The 18,796-nt window shown below is 57.1% G+C and carries 16 protein-coding genes; 7 read left to right on the top strand and 9 right to left on the bottom strand.

The window, feature by feature from the left end; all coding sequences use genetic code 11:
* Window positions 1–6: 6 nt before the first annotated feature.
* Window positions 7–894, bottom strand: a complete 888-nt coding sequence (cyoA, locus tag OQ273_RS09005) for a ubiquinol oxidase subunit II (RefSeq protein ID WP_267990110.1) — start codon at window positions 892–894, stop codon at window positions 7–9.
* 317 nt (window positions 895–1,211) lie between these two features.
* On the bottom strand, window positions 1,212–1,487 hold the full coding sequence (locus OQ273_RS09000) for a DUF6455 family protein (RefSeq protein WP_267990109.1): 276 nt from the start codon (window positions 1,485–1,487) through the stop codon (window positions 1,212–1,214).
* Between the two features lie 217 nt (window positions 1,488–1,704).
* On the opposite strand from OQ273_RS09000, the gene gatB reads away from it, so the two are divergent.
* The 4 genes from gatB (at window position 1,705) to OQ273_RS08980 (ending at window position 4,702) form a co-directional block, all read left to right on the top strand.
* The gene (gatB, locus tag OQ273_RS08995; RefSeq protein ID WP_267990108.1) at window positions 1,705–3,204 is read left to right on the top strand and encodes an Asp-tRNA(Asn)/Glu-tRNA(Gln) amidotransferase subunit GatB; all 1,500 of its coding nucleotides are present in this window, start codon (window positions 1,705–1,707) and stop codon (window positions 3,202–3,204) included.
* A 12-nt stretch (window positions 3,205–3,216) separates the two neighbouring features.
* Entirely contained in the window at window positions 3,217–3,705 is a 489-nt protein-coding gene (locus OQ273_RS08990; RefSeq protein WP_267990107.1) for a GNAT family N-acetyltransferase, read from the top strand.
* 121 nt (window positions 3,706–3,826) lie between these two features.
* Window positions 3,827–4,225 carry an NADH:ubiquinone oxidoreductase subunit NDUFA12 gene (locus OQ273_RS08985; protein ID WP_267990106.1) on the top strand — a complete coding sequence of 133 codons (399 nt, stop codon included), beginning with the start codon at window positions 3,827–3,829 and terminating at the stop codon, window positions 4,223–4,225.
* Window positions 4,226–4,237: 12 nt separating this feature from the next.
* Window positions 4,238–4,702, top strand: a complete 465-nt coding sequence (locus OQ273_RS08980) for a DUF2155 domain-containing protein (RefSeq protein ID WP_425493366.1) — start codon at window positions 4,238–4,240, stop codon at window positions 4,700–4,702.
* A 12-nt stretch (window positions 4,703–4,714) separates the two neighbouring features.
* Here the strand turns inward: OQ273_RS08980 and aat are convergent, their stop codons facing one another.
* From aat to OQ273_RS08950, 6 genes are all read right to left on the bottom strand, one after another.
* Window positions 4,715–5,326: a leucyl/phenylalanyl-tRNA--protein transferase gene (aat, locus tag OQ273_RS08975; protein WP_267990105.1), complete on the bottom strand. Its 612-nt coding sequence runs from the start codon at window positions 5,324–5,326 to the stop codon at window positions 4,715–4,717.
* A gap of 9 nt (window positions 5,327–5,335) precedes the next feature.
* Window positions 5,336–6,676: an acetyl-CoA carboxylase biotin carboxylase subunit gene (gene accC, locus OQ273_RS08970; RefSeq protein WP_267990104.1), complete on the bottom strand. Its 1,341-nt coding sequence runs from the start codon at window positions 6,674–6,676 to the stop codon at window positions 5,336–5,338.
* Window positions 6,677–6,684: 8 nt separating this feature from the next.
* On the bottom strand, window positions 6,685–7,170 hold the full coding sequence (gene accB, locus OQ273_RS08965) for an acetyl-CoA carboxylase biotin carboxyl carrier protein (RefSeq protein WP_267990103.1): 486 nt from the start codon (window positions 7,168–7,170) through the stop codon (window positions 6,685–6,687).
* A gap of 27 nt (window positions 7,171–7,197) precedes the next feature.
* Complete coding sequence (aroQ, locus tag OQ273_RS08960) at window positions 7,198–7,638, bottom strand: type II 3-dehydroquinate dehydratase (protein ID WP_267990102.1); 441 nt, start codon at window positions 7,636–7,638, stop codon at window positions 7,198–7,200.
* Between the two features lie 168 nt (window positions 7,639–7,806).
* On the bottom strand, window positions 7,807–8,568 hold the full coding sequence (locus tag OQ273_RS08955) for a DsbA family protein (RefSeq protein WP_267990101.1): 762 nt from the start codon (window positions 8,566–8,568) through the stop codon (window positions 7,807–7,809).
* 35 nt (window positions 8,569–8,603) lie between these two features.
* On the bottom strand, window positions 8,604–10,007 hold the full coding sequence (locus OQ273_RS08950; RefSeq protein ID WP_271292101.1) for a M48 family metalloprotease: 1,404 nt from the start codon (window positions 10,005–10,007) through the stop codon (window positions 8,604–8,606).
* A gap of 153 nt (window positions 10,008–10,160) precedes the next feature.
* Between OQ273_RS08950 and OQ273_RS08945 the strand changes: the two genes are divergently transcribed.
* Window positions 10,161–11,318, top strand: a complete 1,158-nt coding sequence (locus OQ273_RS08945) for a pyridoxal phosphate-dependent aminotransferase (RefSeq protein WP_267990099.1) — start codon at window positions 10,161–10,163, stop codon at window positions 11,316–11,318.
* Between the two features lie 21 nt (window positions 11,319–11,339).
* Here OQ273_RS08945 and OQ273_RS08940 read toward each other — a convergent pair whose 3' ends face one another.
* The gene (locus OQ273_RS08940; protein WP_267990098.1) at window positions 11,340–14,165 is read right to left on the bottom strand and encodes an Rne/Rng family ribonuclease; all 2,826 of its coding nucleotides are present in this window, start codon (window positions 14,163–14,165) and stop codon (window positions 11,340–11,342) included.
* Window positions 14,166–14,856: 691 nt separating this feature from the next.
* Between OQ273_RS08940 and OQ273_RS08935 the strand changes: the two genes are divergently transcribed.
* Window positions 14,857–16,095: an N-acetylmuramoyl-L-alanine amidase gene (locus OQ273_RS08935; RefSeq protein WP_425602979.1), complete on the top strand. Its 1,239-nt coding sequence runs from the start codon at window positions 14,857–14,859 to the stop codon at window positions 16,093–16,095.
* A gap of 190 nt (window positions 16,096–16,285) precedes the next feature.
* Complete coding sequence (locus tag OQ273_RS08930) at window positions 16,286–18,748, top strand: penicillin-binding protein 1A (RefSeq protein ID WP_267990096.1); 2,463 nt, start codon at window positions 16,286–16,288, stop codon at window positions 18,746–18,748.
* Window positions 18,749–18,796 lie beyond the last annotated feature (48 nt).

Raw genomic sequence — 18,796 nt, 5'->3', positions numbered from 1 at the left:
CTCCCTCTACTGATCGGCCATCTGGGACGTGTGCGCCGGCCGCGACGCGTATTTCGCCAGGATGGTTTCAAAGAGATCAGCTTTGTACTGCGCATAATACTCGACACTGTGAGCAACGCTCGGCTCCGCCAGCACCGCATAGGCGGCTGCATCAAGGGACGTTCCGCCGGAACGCACCTTTTGAACCCATGTGTCGAAATCCTCATTGGTCATCGCAAAGGTCTGGAAATGCTGATCTGCAAAGCCGTTGCCGCTATACATTGTATTGCGTCCGGTAAATTGTCCCGGCTCGTCGGCAATCAGATGCAGCCTCGTTGTCATGCCCGCCATTGCATAGATCTGCCCGCCGAGCGCCGGAATCATAAATGAGTTCATGACCGTGTCCGATGTGATCTTCAGCGCCAGCGGGCGTTCACTTGGAAATGCCAGTTCGTTGACACTGGCGATGCCGTATTCGGGATAAAGAAACAGCCATTTCCAATCCTGGGCAATGGCATGCACTTCAATGGCCTGTTCGGATGAGGCAAGTTGCTTGTAGGGGTCGAGCTTGTGCGTCGTTGTCCACAGAAGATAGCCGAGCGTTGCGACAATGAGGGCCGGAACCAGCCAGATAAGGGCGTCGATCTTGGCCGAATAGGACCAATCCGGTGTGTACTTTCCCTTGCCGCCCGATGCCCTGTAGCGCCACACGAAAAGGAAGGCGAGGATGAACACGGGGATCACGACGATCATCATCACATAGATCGCGGTGAAGAGAAGATCGCGCTCCGCTTGCGCGATGGGGCCCTTGGGGTTGAGGATCGGCGCGGTATCGAGGCCGCAGCCTGATAGTAGGAATGCCGCCAGCAGGACCGGAAGGTGTCTGATCAGTCCTGTACCTGTGGCTTTTTCCAAGTCCCCGACTCCGAAAGAGTTTTGAGATGTCGGCCGGCCGGATTTGGCCGTCTGCCGTGAGTCTCAAAAACGGTATCTTACGATGGCCCTGTGGCTTGGCAAGCCGATACGGGTGTTTTCCTCAATGAAGCGGTCTGGATTTAGGTCTTTGTCTAACGCAACCTTAAAGGGCTTTACCCGTCGGATCGATTGTGGAAAGCTGTGTGTCAGCAAAAAAAGGCCCCGAACGCAAAAGCGCCGGGGCAAGTTGAGGGATACTCTCCCATAGGGAGCTGTGGAGAAACCGGCCCGCTGCAGACTTGCAGTCGGGCCTGTTTCTATTCTTGGTGCAGCGGATGTGCTGCCTTAAGTCTTGCGAACAGTCCGCGGTTGCGGCAGTAGGACGGGGCTTCCTCCGGTTCTGTTCTCTTGTCCAGCCAGTTCTCGCAATCGTCAGCGTTCGCGCAACTCAGGCAACGCAACGCGGCTCTGCGGCTCACTGGTCCGACATTGTTCATGTCAGCAAGGTCTTCGCGCACACCGAGCTTTTCTGTCATTTTGTTGAACAAATCGGCGTGTCGATCGATGCGGGATATAAAATTCTGAAATTTCATTGTTTTCCCTCATATTTCTTTGCCAGTTGCGCAGATTTTACGCGTCGGAAAAGACAGGCCGTTTGATTTATGTCAAACTTTCTGGCGATTTCCATTTATGGCGATGAGGACCCTGGAAAGAGCCGGCCAGGCGGAAACGCTTGAACACTCGAGTTGGTTGGTTTAACCCTTCGCCGACCCCGATTTCCGCATAACTCAAGCCACAAGAAAACCTGACATGACGATTATCGACACGCGTACGCCGGATCCCAAACGCTTCATCCCGGGTGCCACCGGCGACTGGGAGGTAATCATTGGCCTGGAGGTCCACGCGCAGGTTCTTTCCAACTCCAAACTGTTTTCCGGCGCGTCCACGGAATTCGGAAAGGCTCCGAATGACAACGTCTCGCTGGTCGATGCGGCCATGCCCGGAATGCTGCCGGTCATCAATGAAGAATGCGTCAGGCAGGCTGTTCGAACCGGGTTGGGGCTGAAAGCCAAGATCAACCACCGTTCGATCTTCGACCGGAAGAATTACTTTTATCCTGATCTGCCGCAGGGCTATCAGATATCCCAATACAAGGACCCGATTGTCGGCGAAGGCGAGATCATTATCTCGGTCGGGCCGGACAAGAAGGGAAATTTCGAGGATATCGAGATTGGCATTGAACGCCTGCATCTCGAACAGGATGCCGGCAAGTCGATGCACGACCAGCATCCGACCATGAGCTATGTCGATCTCAATCGTTCGGGCGTGGCGCTTATGGAAATCGTGTCGAAGCCGGATTTGCGCTCATCGGAGGAAGCCAAGGCCTATGTAACCAAGTTGCGTACGATCCTGCGCTACCTCGGAACCTGCGACGGTAATATGGATGAGGGGTCCATGCGTGCAGACGTCAATGTCTCGGTGCGGCGCGAAGGGGAAGACTTCGGAACACGTTGCGAGATCAAGAACGTCAACTCGATCCGTTTCGTCGGTCAGGCGATCGAGTCGGAGGCCCGCCGGCAGATCGCTATCCTTGAGGATGGCGGCCAGATCGATCAGGAGACCCGGCTGTTCGATCCGGTTAAGGGTGAGACCCGCTCCATGCGCTCGAAGGAAGATGCGCATGACTACCGTTACTTCCCCGATCCCGACCTGCTGCCGCTGGAATTTGACGATGCCTTTGTCAAAAGCCTCGCCGCCGACCTGCCGGAATTGCCGGATGACAAGAAGGCAAGGCTCATGGCCGATATGGGCCTTTCCGCCTATGACGCGTCGATCTTGGTTTCTGAAAAGTCCATTGCCGACTATTTCGAGGACGTCGCGGACGGCCGGGACGGCAAAGCTGCGGCAAACTGGGTGATCAACGACCTGCTCGGCGCATTAAACAAGGCCGGCAAACAGATCGACGAGACACCGGTTTCACCGGCACAACTCGGTGCGGTCATTGATTTGATCAAGGAAGGCACGATTTCCGGAAAGATCGCCAAGGACCTGTTCGAGATCGTCTGGAACGAGGGTGGCGATCCCAATGCCATCGTCGAGGATCGCGGCATGAAGCAGGTAACCGACACGGGAGCCATCGAGGCCGCGGTCGACGAGGTTATCGCCGCCAACGCCGACAAGGCCGCGCAGGTCAAGGACAAGCCCTCCATGGCCGGCTGGTTCGTCGGACAGGTCATGAAGGCCACACAGGGCAAAGCAAATCCCCAGGCGGTCAATGCACTTGTGCGCAAGAAGCTGGGTGTCGAGTAGGGAAACCGGATCATGTGGGTAAGGACGGCAAGCGAGCGGGATCTGGACGAGATTCGCGCGCTTCTCGTCGCCACCTGGCATGATACCTATGACAGTATCTACGGCGCGCAGAGGGTCACCGAGATTACCGATGACTGGCATGCGATAAACGTTTTGCGTCAGAGGCTGACCCAGCCGCACAGCGAGTTTGTTGTGGCCGACAATGGCGAGAAGATATGTGCCGTTGCATTTGCATCGACGGAAGATGGCAAACTGATTCTCCTGCACCAGCTTTATGTTCTGCCTGAATTCCAGGGGCAGGGGGCCGGAGGTCTTCTGCTTGCGGAGATCAAGGATTGCTTTCCCGAGGTCCGGCAGATCATGCTTGAAGTCGAGGAAAGCAATGTCAACGCCATCGCGTTTTACGAGAAGAAGGGTTTTCGTGAAATCGGCAGGACCGAAAATTGCGGCGATCCGGGTTCAGGAATGCCCGCGCTGATCCTGCGGCTTGACCTCCAGTAAGAACAAGTGTCATTGAATCGGCACATTCGCCGGCACACATGGGATATGCAACTGGACAAGCCGGCATGGGCGCGGCATAAGGCGTCAGACGTCAAGGGCCACAGGCGGCAAGAGGATATCGATGAAGAATTTCCTGCTCCAGATTTTTACCTGGTGGAACGGAAAGACACCCGGAACGCTATTCTATACATGGCGCAAGGGAACCCGCGTCGGTGAGGACGAATTTGGAAATGTCTACTATCAGGGCGACCATGATAGCGAAGGCCGCACGCGCCGCTGGGTGATCTACAACGGCCAGTCGGATGCATCGGCTATTCCGCCCGGCTGGCATGGCTGGATCCATCACAGGACGGACGTTTCGCCGGCGGACGAATCCTATCAGCCAAGGGACTGGCAAAAAGCCCATCAGCCCAATATGACGGGGACAGCCGGCGCATATAGGCCGAAAGGCTCTATCCTCAATCCGGCCGATCGGCCACGCGTGACCGGCGACTATGACGCCTGGACACCGGGATCGTAAGTCTGGCCGAACATGGGAATTTTTGGTCATAGCGCAATGAAGCCATGGAGCCTGTGCGCAGCTGCTTTGTCTGCTTTGCTTATTACGGCGGTCATGGCCTTTGCGCAGGATCAGGTCGAATCAGAAGAGCTGGCTCCGGCCAAGGACCCGCGCAACGACAACAAGGTTGCCGTCTTTTCCGGCATCGACAAAATCACCGGCCGCATCATAACCTTTGATGTTTACATCGACGAAACGGTTCAATTCGGTGCGCTTCAGGTGACGCCACGCGTCTGCTACAGCCGTGATGAAACGCAAAAGCCAAAGACGACCACATTCGTCGAAGTCGATGAAATCACGCTCGACCGGAAGATACGACGGATTTTCACCGGATGGATGTTTGCCGATTCCCCCGGCCTCAATGCTGTCGACCACGCAGTCTACGATGTCTGGCTGAAAGACTGCCGGATGGAATCAGAAGTCCCTCCGCCGACCTGAGCTTCGAGCTGTTCAGACAAAACTCGCTTCGATCATCATCGCTTCGCTGAGCAGTGAATCGTAGGTTTCCTTTGGGATATCCAAAGCGCCGAAGCGTTTGAGATGATCGGTCGTGAACTGGGTATCGAGAAGAACAAAGCCGTTCTGGCGCAGCCTTTTGACGAGATGAACAAGGCAGACCTTGGAGGCGTCGCGCTCGCGCGAGAACATGCTTTCGCCGAAGAACGCGCCGCGCAAGGATACGCCGTAAAGCCCACCGACGAGCATGTCGTCGCGCCAGGCTTCGACGCAATGCGCGTGCCCCAGCTCATGTAGCTGCGTATAAAGATCCCGTATCGTCTTGTTAATCCAGGTTTTTTTCCTGCCTGGGCCAGACTCCGCACAGCCGTCGATGACCGCGCTGAAGGCGGTATCGAACCGGATGTCAAACCGGTCCTGCCGGCAGGTTTTGGCAAGACTTTTCGGGATATGAAACTGGTCGAGCGGTATGACACCTCTGATTTCCGGCTCGACCCAGAAAACCTCCGGGTCGTCGGCGGACTCAGCCATTGGGAACAAACCGCAGCTATATGCCTTGATCAGAAGCTGCGGAGTGATTTTGAGGCGGTCTTCACTCCTGTGCATGCGCTGACCTTACTTTACGTCGAGATACTTCTCCAGCCAGTGGATGTCGTAGTCGCCATTGGCGATATCCTGATTATCCAGCAAATCCATGAAGAGAGGTATTGTTGTGTTGATGCCGTCGATCACGAATTCACCAAGCGCCCGGCGCAGCCGCATCATGCATTCGACACGCGTACGTCCGTGGACAATGAGCTTGCCGATGAGGCTGTCGTAATAGGGCGGTATCGAATAGCCCTGATAGACGCCTGAATCGACACGGACACCCAGGCCGCCGGGCGGATGATAATGTGTGATACGGCCTGGCGAGGGCGTGAATGTCCGCGCGTCTTCTGCGTTGATGCGACACTCGATGGCATGCCCGTTGAAGCGCACATCTTCCTGTGACACGGAAAGCCCACCGCCTGACGCAATACGGATTTGTTCGTTGACGAGATCGATCCCGGTGATGGCTTCCGTGACCGGATGCTCCACCTGCAGGCGCGTGTTCATCTCGATGAAGTAGAAGCCACCGTTTTCATAAAGGAATTCGATCGTCCCCGCGCCCCGGTATTTGAGCTTCTTCATGGCGTTTGCACAGATCATGCCGATCTCTTGACGCTGATGCTCGTTGAGGGCAGGCGAGTTGGCTTCTTCCCAGACCTTCTGGTGGCGCCGCTGCAAGGAACAGTCACGTTCTCCCAGGTGAATGGCGTTGCCCATGCCGTCGCCCATCACCTGAATTTCGATATGGCGTGGCTTGCCGAGATATTTCTCGATGTAGACGGATTCATTGCCGAAGGCTGCACCGGCTTCCGTGCGCGCCGTTGCCAGCGCGATGGCCAGTTCCGACTCGTTGTTGGCCACCTTCATACCGCGCCCGCCACCGCCGGCAGTCGCCTTGATGATCACGGGATAGCCGATTTCCGAAGCAATGCGGACGGCTTCCCGTTCGTCGGAAACCTCGCCCTCGGAACCCGGGACTACGGGTATTCCAAGCTCTTCGGCCGTTTTCTTGGCGGTGATTTTGTCACCCATGACCTGGATATGTTCAGCCGTCGGGCCGATGAAGGTGATTCCGTGGGCCTCGAGGATCTCAGCGAACTTCGCATTCTCCGATAAAAATCCGTAACCCGGGTGCACCGCGTCGGAGCCAGTTATCTCACAGGCAGCCACGATCTGGTGGATGTTCAGATAACTGTCGCGCGATGCCGGCGGTCCGATACAGACGCTTTCATCCGCCAGACGAACATGCATTGCATCGGCATCAGCGGATGAATGTACGGCGACTGTGCTGATGCCGAGTTCCTTGCAGGCCCGCAGAACGCGCAGGGCAATCTCGCCACGGTTGGCTATGAGAATTTTGGACAGCATTGAGCGACCTATTCAATCACGAGGAGCGGTTCGCCGAATTCTACTGGCTGTGCATCTTCTACGAGGATCGCCGTCACGGTTCCCGAGCGCGGGGCCGGAATCTGGTTCATCGTCTTCATCGCCTCGATGATCAGGACCGGCTCACCTTCTTTGACGGACTGACCGACCGAGATGAACGGGTCGGCATCCGGGGCCGGAGCAAGGTAGGCGGTTCCCACCATGGGCGACGTAACGGCATTGGCATTGTTGGCGCCGCTGTCTGCGGCCGGTTCGGCCTGCGAGGGAGCGGCCGCGATTGGCGCAGGCGCCGCCGCTGTCGGAGCGGGTGCGGGCATGAACGCGGGCGCCGCATGTGCGATCGCCGCGCCGCCGCGCGAAACCCGAATGCGCAAATCATCCTGCTCCACTTCGATCTCGGTCAGATCTGTCTCGTTTAGAATATTGGCGAGGTCACGCACCAGATCCTGATCGATACCGGATTTTCTCGTTGCCATCGGGTCGGGTCCTTTACGAACTTGTTCTTAGTTTTCAAGAATGTCGGCGAGGGCGCGCAGAGCCAGCGTATAGCTCCCGGGCCCGAAGCCGCAAATGACTCCCGCGACAACCGGCGACAGCATCGATGTGTGCCGGAAGGTCTCGCGGGCATGGATATTGGACAGATGAAGTTCGACAACCGGGACATCGATCGAGCGAACTGCGTCGTGAAGTGCAATGGAGGTATGGCCATATGCACCCGGATTGATTGCGACACCGGCAGCGCCGTCATCGGCTTCCTGCAACCAATCGACAAGAACACCCTCGTGATTGCTCTGGCGAAAGTCTACTTCAAAACCGAGTTCTGCAGCCAGTGTCCGGCACTCATCAGCGATGCCGTCAAGGGTTTTTCCGCCATAAATACCCGGCTCCCGTTTACCGAGAGCATTCAGATTGGGTCCGTTGAGAACGAACACTTTGCGGGCCATGGTCTCCACCTTGAGAACTGTAAGGTTCCAGACATATAGACGGCCCGAAGTGGAAGTAAAAGCCCCGGTTATGAACGCCGGCTCAAAAAACTGTTGGATGTTTAATTCAAACGTGAAAGGCGGCCGTGAAGTACAGCCGCCCTGATCGCTCGATATGCCGATATGGGATCAGCAGGTTGTGCTCTGGCAATCCCTCAAATTGGCGATTTTGTTCATGAGCGTCGGGGTGCCGACGGCTCCGAAGACGGCCTCGTCGCCGACGATATAGGATGGTGTTCCCGAGATTCCGATCGCATCGGCAATTGTATAGGATTCGCGAAATGCATCTGTGATGGATTCATCCTTCATGGCCTCACGAAGTGCTGCCTCTTCGACACCAAGCGCGACTGCGACGGAAATGGCCCGGTCTTCCGTTGCCCGCTCATTTCCGCCCAAGAGCTCGAAGTGGAAGTCCTGATAGACGTCTGGAGCAATGTTCTTCAGTGCTGTGCTGACACGGTGCGCTGCAATCGAATCATCGCCCAGTATCGGAAACTCCTTGAGGATAAACCGTACATTCGGATCGCTTGCCAGGATCTCCTCCATATCCTTCATGGCCCGTTTGCAGAACCCGCAATTGTAATCGAAGAACTCGACGATCGTCACATTCCCTTCCGGATTGCCAAGGACGATATTGTGCGGTGAGTTGAAGATGGCGTCCCCGGAATCCGCAATCACCTGCTGAGCCTGCTGCTTCTGGATTTGCTCCTGTTTGGCTTCATAGGCGGCCTGAACCTCGAACATGATCTCCGGATTTGAGATCAGATATTCCCTTATGAATTCCCCGAGCTCTTCCTTTTGCGCATCATCCAGTGCCACTGCCGGAAGCGGCGACACCGCGATGAATGTGGCCACTAAGACGCCGGCAATGCGTCGGTATATTGTTTTCATTATCCGTCCTCACTGGTTCGGGCAGGGCCCTTCAACTACTTGGTCTTGTATTTCACGATGTCGTTTGCCCGCTGCCATCCTGGGGTGCCCTTCGGCATTTTCTGTGCCGCGCGGGCGGCAAAACGCTTGGCCTCGCGAACGTTCCCGGCACGAAAATACCCTTCCGCCTGTGTCAACTCCGCATTGCCCACATCTCCGGCCGCTGCATAGGCCCGGGACAGGGAACTGTAGGCGTTGAAATTATATGGATCAGACGTGATGGCTGCCCGTAACTCCCGGATCGCCTTCTTCATCTGGGATGCATCACCCGTGGACAGATAGGCAAAACCCAGGCGGCCGCGCAGAATGCCCGAATTGTACCGATCAAGTTTTACCGCTCTGGCGAGGGATGAAGCGGCTTTTCCGGGTTGGCGGGCCTTCAGGTAGATTTCGCCCTTCATTTCATGAAGGTAAGCGTTGTTCTTGTCTGCAGCAATCAGCTTGTCGATTTCCGAAAGGGCGCGCCTGGTATCGCCGCGCAGAAAGGACGAAATTGCTTTGCCATACCGGGCGCCCACATTGTTCGGATCATTGCGGAAAACGCGTCCCACGGCCGGTGCGCCTCCGGCGTAAGCCGCTATCTTGCCGCGGATCATGTCATGCCTGCGTTGCAGTGAGGCCGGGTCTTTCTTGTTGTAGTGTTTGCTCTTTCGCGCCAGTTCCTCCAGCAGCGCGATACGATCGCGGGGCAAGGGATGGCTTTGTTCATAAGGGTTGGCCCTGACACCCGCCAGTGCGTTTCTTTGAGAAAACCGCTGGAAGGTCGTCAGCATTCCCTTGGCCGACTGTCCGGTGGCGTTGAGATATTTCACGGCCGCCCGGTCCGCAGTGATTTCTTCCGACCGGCGGTAACTCAACAGCGCTCTTTGAGCGACGGACGGCGCGGCCTGTGCCAGTCCACCGCCCACAGCGCCGGCTCCATCCACGCCTGCCAACCCCCCGGCGGTGGCTGCGCCGATGCCGGCCAGGGCGCCGACAACGGCGAGCGCCCGGCTTCGAGCGATCTGCTCGCGAAGCCTTTGCTGGTGATTTCCGGCGATATGGCCGGATTCATGCGCGATAACGCCGATGATCTCATTGGGGGTTGCTGCGGAAGCGAGTGCGCCGGTATTGATAAAAATCCGTCGTCCGTCCACGAACGCGTTGAACGATGGATTGTTGACCAGGATAATCTGGATACCCTTGCGGTTCAGGCCCGCGACCTTGAAAATCGGTCGCGCATAATCAAGCAGCAGACCCTCAATCTCGGCATCGCGGACAATCGGGATGCGTCCCTGTGCGTTGACCGGCACGACAAGTGACGAAATCATCGCAAAGCTCAAAACAAGAAACAGCGCCGCTCTCGCGGACCTGACTATCTTCGACAAATTTGCCTGCCCTGTAGCTGATTGAAGGGACATGAGGGGATTCTCCTGGCAACCTTAGCAGTCTATATGTTGGCCTGCCCATAGCACTGTATTGGACATCGCGCGAATGTGATTGTGACGATACGGTTGTGATCGCCACGCCAATAGGGCATTTGTGAGGCGTCAAATGACCATCAGGATCTCCACGTGATCAATATATCCGGGCGCAGCAGCGTCGAACCCTTTCATGCAATGGACGTGCTTGCAGCCGCCACGAAGAGAAAAAGGGAAGGGCATCCCGTTATCTCAATGGCGGTTGGGCAGCCTGCACATGGCGCGCCGGCCGCGGTTCTGGCAGCCGCGCGATCGGGCCTTGCCAATGCGGCAATCGGTTATACCGATGCGCTCGGCACGTCCGATCTGCGCCAATCCATCGCAGGGCACTATGCGGACCGGTATGGGCTGACGATCCACCCGGACCGGATTGCGATTACCACGGGCTCGTCCGCCGGTTTCAACCTGGCTTTTCTTGCCCTGTTCGACAGCGGCGACCGGGTGGTGATCACCCGGCCCGGTTATCCTGCATACCGCAACATCCTCCAAGCACTCGGTCTTGTACCCGTTGAAATCGCGGTGTCTGAGGAAACGCAATTCACCTTGACGCCGTCGCTGCTTGAGGAAGCCGCAGTGCGCCATGGCACAATTGCCGGCGTTTTGCTGGCCAGTCCGGCAAATCCAACCGGTACCGTGACGGGCAGGGCGGCGCTGACTGATCTTGTCGCTTATTGTGAGACAAACGGTATCACATTTATTTCCGACGAGATTTACCACGGTTTGAGCTACAGCGGCGGCGAGACATCGGCATTGTCCCTGACCGACAAGGCGGTGATCGTCAATTCTTTCTCGAAATATTATTGCATGACCGGCTGGCGGATCGGCTGGATGGTTCTGCCGGAGCAGGCCATCAGGCCCGTCGAACGGCTCGCACAGAGCCTTTATATCAGTCCGCCGGAATTGTCGCAGATCGCCGCATGCGCAGCCTTTGGTGCAACTGACGAGCTGGAAGCCATCAAACGGGGTTACGAGGCCAATCGGGCGCTCTTGATGAAGCGTTTGCCGGAAATCGGCTTCAGCATTGCATCGCCCATGGACGGGGCTTTTTATGCCTATGCGGACGCCAGCCGTTTTACCAACGATTCGATGGAATTCGCGCGGACGATGCTCACACAGATCGATGTCGCGGCGACGCCGGGTCGCGATTTCGACCCGGTTGAGGGTCACCGCACCATCAGGTTTTCCTATGCTGGGTCGTATCAGGAAATGGAAGAAGCCGTTGACCGTATAAGCGACTGGCTGGCCACTTAGGCCAGCCGGTTACCGAAACCGTCAGAAAAAGCCGCGCCTTTGCCACCATCCGGCTTTTTTCGGCTTGCCGTCACCGTTTTCGGCGTCGGCGTCCTCTACCACCGTTGATGTCAGTTTCGGCTCGCTTGCGGCGCCCGTGTCGCTGTTGCGTCGACGACGCGAGCGAGCGGGCTTTGCATCGTCCTGATCATCTTCCGGCTTTTCCGGCTCCACAATGGCGGCCTCGGCACCGGCGGCAACCATGCCCTCATCAGATGATGTCTCGGCTGCTACCGCAGTCTCGTCAGCCTTCTTGCTGCGGCTTCTGCGGCGTGGTTTCGGCTTTTCAGCCGGCTCGTCGCCTGCATCCGCTGCGTCCGGCGCTGCTTCCGTTATGGCCGCATCCTGTGTGACGGTTTCTGCTGTATTGTCCTTTACCTCAACTGCGATGGCTCCGTTGTCGGACTCAGTCCCAGCATCAGACGCATCCTGCGATGTCTCCTCGGACGTCGCGGCCTGATCGCGATTACGCTTCCCGCCACGCTTGCCGCGCCGCCGGCGCTTTTTCCGAGGCTCGCCATCGTCATCAAGGCGTGTCTCCGCCTCGTCTTCGCCCTGCGGCCGCTCACCGTCATCTGCGCCCGATGTCTGGATGTCCGCGCCGTCTTCGCCATTGCGGCCACGCCGCCTGCGCCGTCTTTTGCGCTTGCGGCCACTGCCGTCTTCGTCACCGTTCGCACTGGTTTCGGGTTCGTCCTCGATTTCAGCGAACTCTGTATCCACCTGAACGGCATTCTCGATGACAACCGGAGATTCCACCGGAGTGCCTTGGTCGATCGCAATATGCTGCAGTCCGACGTCCGGGTCAGCCTCAACGGCAATCGAAAGACCGAAACGGTTTTCAAGCTCGATAATGGTGTCGCGTTTCTGATTGAGCACATAAAGCGCAATTTCCGGCAATGTCCGGATGGTGATGTTATGCGTGGTTTTCTTCAGCAGGTGCTCTTCCGCGCTCCGCAGCACGTGCAGTGCGACAGATGAGATCGACCGCACGTAACCCGTTCCGCCGCAGGCGTCGCACACCTGCATTGTGCTCTCCAGAACACTGGCGCGAATACGTTGGCGCGACATCTCCAAAAGGCCAAAATGCGAAATTCGCCCGACCTGGATGCGCGCCCGGTCGCTCTTGAGACACTCCTTCAGTTTCTTTTCTACAGACCGGTTGTTGCGTTTCTCCTCCATGTCGATGAAGTCGATAACGATCAGCCCGGCAAGGTCCCGCAGGCGCAATTGCCGCGCAACCTCTTCGGCTGCCTCAAGGTTTGTGCGCAGCGCCGTATCTTCAATCGAGTGCTCCTTGGTGGAACGACCCGAGTTGACGTCAATCGCGACAAGGGCTTCGGTCTGGTTGATGATGATATACCCGCCGGATTTAAGCGTGACCTGGGGCTGAAGCATCTTGTCGAGCTGCGCTTCGATCCCGGAACGGGCAAAAATCGGTTGAACGTCACGATAGGGCTGAACCGCCTTGGCATGGCTTGGCATCAGCATTTTCATGAAGTCCTTGGCTTCACGGTATCCGGCTTCACCGGACACAATGACTTCACCGATATCCTTGTTATAAAGGTCGCGGATCGACCGTTTGATAAGGCTGCCTTCCTCATAGACAAGGCAGGGCGCCGTTGAGGTCAGCGTCAAATTGCGGACATTTTCCCAAAGCCGCATGAGGTATTCGAAATCGCGTTTGATTTCCGCCTTGGTTCGATTGGCGCCGGCCGTGCGCAAAATGACACCCATACCCTGTGGCACCTCAAGACCGCGCGCAACCTCTTTGAGGCGCTTGCGGTCCTGGACATTGGTGATCTTGCGCGAGATGCCGCCGCCTCTGGCGGTGTTTGGCATCAAGACGGAATAACGCCCGGCGAGCGACAGGTAAGTCGTCAGAGCCGCGCCCTTATTGCCGCGTTCTTCCTTGACAACCTGCACAAGGAGGATCTGCCGGCGCTTGATAACTTCCTGAATACGGTATTGGCGGCGCTGTTTGCGGGCCCGGTCGGGAACCTCTTCAAGCGCGTCCTCCGCGCCGACTGATTCGACCGATGAATCGTTTTCGTCATCATCTTCGTCGTTTGAATCAGACGATCCGCTGGAAGCGTCAGACCCGCCATTTTCATTGTCGGATTTCTTGGCGACAACCTCCGAAACCTCATCGGCATCGATATTGGCGGCAATGCTGTCCGGCGGTGATTTGTCGTCTCCGTCTTCAGCTTTTGCAACGTCGGATTCATCAGGCTTCGCCGCATCGACCGCAGCCTCCTCAGCCGATGGTGCCGGCTCCTCGCCGGCCTGGACTTCGTTTGCCAGATCGCCTTGCTTCGGCGTCGCCTCCGTCGGCTGGCCGTCTGTCTCGGACAGGTCTGTTTGCGATGCTTGCGGCTCTTCCGTTTCCGCCGTTGAAGCGTCCTGCGTCTCTTTAGCCGCAGCGGTCTTCTTGTCCTTCCTGGATTTGCTTCTGCTTCTGCGCGTCCTCGACTTCTTGGCGGGCTTTTCAACCTCGCCATCATCGTCTTCTTCGCGCGCCTCTGCCGCCTCGGCCTCAATCAGGGCCTGACGATCGGCGACAGGGATCTGGTAATAATCGGGATGTATCTCGGAAAAGGCGAGAAAACCGTGACGGTTTCCGCCATACTCGACGAATGCGGCCTGCAGGGACGGTTCGACCCTGGTTACCTTGGCAAGATAGATATTTCCGCGCAGCTGTTTCTTGTGCTGCGATTCAAAGTCAAATTCCTCGATTCGGTTTCCACGAACGACGACGACGCGCGTTTCTTCCTCGTGGGACGCGTCGATCAGCATTTTGTCTGCCATGTAAATGAAGCTCCTCGGCAGGCGCCCGCACGTGCAGACCCGGAGGTCTCGCCCGTCTGTCTAAAGCCGCCTTTTTGCCGAAATTTGTAGACCCTGGCCGGATTTGCTCAACCAAGTCATGAGGTCCCGGAGCACCGCTTGTCCGGATGACCTTGTTTGTGACTGTTGACGGTAGCATTTCCATTCAAATTCCAGACAGGAACTCTTGAACATTAGGTCTTTTAAAAGACCGATGAGTGCTGCTTCCTTGGGAGAAGCATACGGCCTGATGCCGCTATTCGATGCCCGGAGACTGCCGGGCTCCATCGATTCATTTTGAGGAGTTAAAGTGCTATGACGTCAGACGAAACAACCAAATGGCGCTCCGATTCCCTGAAGCAGGTAGCTGCCGGATTTGCCGTTTCTATCTCGTCAGCATGATAACCCTCGATCCGCTTTTATGGTCTGGAAACGCTTCTTGCAAGAAAAAAGCCAATTGAGGGATTGGGCGTCTGACGACTTCTGCGTGTCCATTATATTCGGAACCGTTGCGCCAGAAGGTCTTTGTGATGGTTTGCAAGGTAGGCGGAGGGGGCGGAATTTATCCGGATCCGGTTGCGAAGGGGCCCCGATTCAGTCATTAAGTAGCGGTGGAATCGAACGTTCCGCACCCGGCTGTTCAAGTGTCTCGAGGATCACCAAGGCCCGAATGATGCGTATGTCTTCAGGATCAATGTCTTATCGCGCACTGGTTTTTCTCGCAGCGCTGATCATGGTGGCATGGGCGGCTCCGGGCCTAGCCAAAAGCGCGACTGAACGAAAACCGGCGGAGAGCCTGGTTGCATTCGATTTTCGTGCCGCCGGTGACGAGGTGCGTACGCGCATCGTCATGGAATTCGAGCAAAAGCCCGAATTTTCCTATCATTTACTGGCTTCTCCCCATCGCCTGGTGGTCGACCTGCCCGAAACCGTGTTCGGCTTCGATGAGAAGGTCGTCGAGCCCCGCGGTCTGTTGTCGGAAATTCGTTATGGCGCCATGGCGCCGGGTCGTTCGCGTGTCGTCTTCACCGCGATTGGACCGGTGAAGGCCGAAATGGCCGAAATCCGCAAGAACGAGACCGATGGAACCTACCGCCTGGTGTTTGACATTGCTGCGGCTTCGGACAGGGAGTTTGAAGCCCTTGTCAATCAACAGGATTGGGAAATCCGGACCGGGAGCGGGGACGATGACGTTCCGGAGGTGGCTCCCGACGCAGACAAGCCTTTTACGGTCGCCATAGATCCTGGTCATGGCGGTATCGACACCGGTGCCAAGGGGCGCGGAGGCACTCAGGAAAAGGACATTACACTTGCGGTGAGCAAGGCGCTGAAAACAGCGCTCGAGAGTGAAACCGATATGAAGGTCGTTCTGACCCGCAATGACGACCGTTTTATCTCTCTGGGTGAGCGCGTTCGGCTGGCAAGGAAGGCGGCAGCGGATCTTTTTGTCTCAATCCATGCCGATTCGATCCGCGTCCGCGGGGTGCGTGGCGCTACCGTCTATACGCTGTCTGACAAGGCTTCAGACGACATGGCGCGACAGTTGGCGGCCCGGGAAAACCGGTCCGACCTGATCGCCGGCCTGTCCCTTGAGGACGAACCCGACACGGTTGCCGACATTCTGATCGACCTGACCCGCCGGGAAACACAGGTGTTTTCCATCGGGCTGGCGCGCGCCGTGATCGATGCATTCGACGGGTCGGTTAAGCTGATCAACAACCCGATCAGGTCGGCGGGATTTCGTGTTTTGCAGGCGCCGGAAGTACCCTCCGTGCTCGTGGAACTCGGATATCTCTCCAATGTCGAGGACGAGAAGCTGTTAACCGACCCCAAATGGCGCGAACAGATCGCTTCTTTGCTGGTTGAAGCCATATCGGCCTATCGCGCCAAAGTCGGGGGCGTCAGCAACTAGCCTCAGGTGATCCGCGCGGCCAGGGCGAAAATGTGTGATAGTTGCCACATTGATTGAGTAAAGCCTTAGATTATCTTATAAAAGATCGATCCGGCCCTATTTTCCGCACAATCGAAACGGTAGTCGGTGTCGTGTTATAGTTGGGTGCGGCTCGAATCGCCGTGCAATGAAATCAGCCGGGTAGGAACCCATGTTCAGACTGATTGGATATTTGTTCGGGGTCGGTACGATCCTCTTCTTCGTGGCCGCACTTGGCGTTGCCTGGTATGTCGGCAGCGTCACGCGTGATCTGCCCGACTATGAGGTTCTGGCGAGTTATGAACCGCCGGTCATGACCCGTATCCACGCGTCTGACGGCGCACTGATGGCCGAACATGCAAGGGAACGTCGGCTTTATATTCCGATACAGGCCGTCCCGGATCGGGTCAAAGCGGCCTTCCTGTCCGCCGAGGACAAGAATTTCTATCAGCACAAGGGTCTGGACTACACCGGGCTGTTGCGTGCGGTGATTACCAATGTTGAGAACTTCAGTTCCGGCCGACGTCTCGTCGGCGCGTCAACGATCACTCAGCAGGTCGCCAAGAACTTCCTTCTGACATCCGAGCAGAAGTTCGAGCGTAAAGTCCGTGAGGCGGTGCTCGCCTTTCGTATCGAACAGGCCTATTCCAAGGACCGCATCCTGGAGCTTTATCTAAACGAGATCTTCTACGGCCTGAACTCATACGGCATTGCCAGCGCCGCTCTGACTTACTTCAACAAATCGGTCAACGAGCTGTCGCTTCACGAGGCCGCTTACCTTGCTGCCTTGCCGAAAGCGCCGTCCAACTATCATCCGTTCCGCAACACGGAACGGGCGGTCGGACGCCGTAACTGGGTCATCGACCGCATGGTTGAAAACGGCTATGTCGCCGCCTCAGACGGCGAGGACGCAAAGGCACAACCGCTTGACGTCAAGCCGCGCCGCGGCAGTTCACACCTTTTTGCTTCAGACTATTTTGCCGAGGAAGTGCGCCGCCAGATCATTGATCGCTATGGCGAGGAAGCGCTTTATGAGGGCGGATTGTCGGTTCGCACCACGCTTGATCCGGAAATCCAGCGAAAGGCCCGCAAGGCGCTGCAGCGCGGACTGATCAGTTACGATGTCCGTCAGGGCTATCGTGGGCCGGTGACCAATATATCGGTCAGCGGCGATTGGGGAATTGCAATCGCCGCGGTTGAAGCATTGCGGGACGTGCCGGAATGGCGCCTGGGTGTTGTACTGGACGCCGATGATCAAAAAGCCACCGTTGGACTGCGTCCGGGTAGTTCCGCGGGCGGAAAAGTATCTGAAGACCGCACGACGGTAACGCTCGCCGGTGCTGACATGGAATGGGCATACCGCGTCAGGACGGACGGCAAGGCCACGAAGGTCAAGACAGTTGCCGAAATCCTCAAACCCGGCGACGTCGTCTATGTTGAGGAGATCAAGGGCGAGGAAGACACGTCCAAGCACATTTTGCGGCAGTTACCGCAGGTGCAGGGGGCCCTGGCTGCCATGGATCCGCATACCGGGCGTGTTTTGGCTCTGGTCGGCGGCTTTTCCTACGCGCAATCACAGTTCAACCGCGCCACGCAGGCCATGCGCCAACCCGGTTCCTCTTTCAAACCCTTTGTTTATGCGGCAGCGCTGGACAATGGGTATAGCCCCGCTTCGGTCGTGCTCGATGCGCCGATACAGCTTGTATCCGGTGGTGAGCTCTGGCAGCCGAAGAATTATGGCGGCGGTTCCGCGGGCCCGTCGACACTGCGCCTTGGTATCGAACGCTCACGAAATCTGATGACCGTTCGTCTGGCCAAGGATATGGGCATGAACCTCGTTGCCGAATATGCCGAACGGTTCGGTATCTACGATGACATGCTTCCGGTGCTTGCCATGTCTTTGGGCTCCGGCGAAACCACCGTGTTGAGGATGATTTCTGCCTACGCGGTTCTTGCCAATGGCGGTAAGCAGATCAAGCCGTCCCTGATCGACCGTATTCAGGATCGATACGGAAAGACGGTCTTCAAGCATGAAGAACGCACCTGCGATGACTGCGCGGCAGCGGACTGGCAAAACCAGGAAGAACCCGTCGTCAAGGACAATCGCGAACAGGTGCTTGATCCGATGACGGCCTATCAGGTGACGTCCATGCTGGAAGGCGTTGTCTCGCGCGGCACTGCTGCTGGCAAGATCAAGCTGGATCGCGCAGTCGCCGGTAAAACCGGAACGACGAACGACGAAAAGGACGCCTGGTTTGTCGGCTATACCGCAGACATGGTGGCCGGGGTCTATATCGGCTTTGATACACCAACGCCGATGGGCCGCGGTTCAACCGGTGGCCAGCTCGCCGCACCGATCTTCAATGAGTTCATGACAGCTGCGCTGGAGGATTCGCGTCCGGCGGATTTCCGTGTGCCGCCTGGTCTGCAGCTCATCCCCATCAACCGCAAGACGGGGATGGAAGCGCAGCCCGGCGAACCTGACGTGATCTATGAATCGTTCAAGCCCGGCACGGGCCCCGCGGATTTCTTCTCCGTCATCGGCATGGAAGAATACGCGACCGGCGAGGAGATTCTCAACGTATCGCCGCAGGCCAACAGGGCCATTGTCTCAGGAGCCGGCGGCCTCTACTGACAAATTTGATTGTCTGACATGTGTAAGGCCGCCACGTCGGCTTTACTT

The organism is Hoeflea prorocentri, from assembly GCF_027944115.1.
In the GTDB taxonomy this organism is placed as follows: domain Bacteria; phylum Pseudomonadota; class Alphaproteobacteria; order Rhizobiales; family Rhizobiaceae; genus Hoeflea_A; species Hoeflea_A prorocentri.
The sequence above is the reverse complement of the archived record's forward strand: the minus strand, read 5'-3'. Positions and strand labels throughout refer to the sequence as shown.

What these genes read in the sequence shown, in the direction of transcription:
- OQ273_RS08985 (WP_267990106.1), top strand. Translation starts at nt 3,827, where the DNA reads ATGAAGAATTTCCTGCTCCAGATTTTTACCTGGTGGAACGGAAAGACA.
- OQ273_RS08980 (WP_425493366.1), top strand. Translation starts at nt 4,238, where the DNA reads ATGGGAATTTTTGGTCATAGCGCAATGAAGCCATGGAGCCTGTGCGCA.
- OQ273_RS08940 (WP_267990098.1), bottom strand. Translation starts at nt 14,165, where the DNA reads ATGGCAGACAAAATGCTGATCGACGCGTCCCACGAGGAAGAAACGCGC.
- gatB (WP_267990108.1), top strand. Translation starts at nt 1,705, where the DNA reads ATGACGATTATCGACACGCGTACGCCGGATCCCAAACGCTTCATCCCG.
- OQ273_RS08935 (WP_425602979.1), top strand. Translation starts at nt 14,857, where the DNA reads ATGCGTATGTCTTCAGGATCAATGTCTTATCGCGCACTGGTTTTTCTC.
- OQ273_RS08950 (WP_271292101.1), bottom strand. Translation starts at nt 10,007, where the DNA reads ATGTCCCTTCAATCAGCTACAGGGCAGGCAAATTTGTCGAAGATAGTC.
- aat (WP_267990105.1), bottom strand. Translation starts at nt 5,326, where the DNA reads ATGCACAGGAGTGAAGACCGCCTCAAAATCACTCCGCAGCTTCTGATC.
- OQ273_RS09000 (WP_267990109.1), bottom strand. Translation starts at nt 1,487, where the DNA reads ATGAAATTTCAGAATTTTATATCCCGCATCGATCGACACGCCGATTTG.
- OQ273_RS08955 (WP_267990101.1), bottom strand. Translation starts at nt 8,568, where the DNA reads ATGAAAACAATATACCGACGCATTGCCGGCGTCTTAGTGGCCACATTC.
- OQ273_RS08990 (WP_267990107.1), top strand. Translation starts at nt 3,217, where the DNA reads ATGTGGGTAAGGACGGCAAGCGAGCGGGATCTGGACGAGATTCGCGCG.
- OQ273_RS08930 (WP_267990096.1), top strand. Translation starts at nt 16,286, where the DNA reads ATGTTCAGACTGATTGGATATTTGTTCGGGGTCGGTACGATCCTCTTC.
- accB (WP_267990103.1), bottom strand. Translation starts at nt 7,170, where the DNA reads ATGGCAACGAGAAAATCCGGTATCGATCAGGATCTGGTGCGTGACCTC.
- accC (WP_267990104.1), bottom strand. Translation starts at nt 6,676, where the DNA reads ATGCTGTCCAAAATTCTCATAGCCAACCGTGGCGAGATTGCCCTGCGC.
- aroQ (WP_267990102.1), bottom strand. Translation starts at nt 7,638, where the DNA reads ATGGCCCGCAAAGTGTTCGTTCTCAACGGACCCAATCTGAATGCTCTC.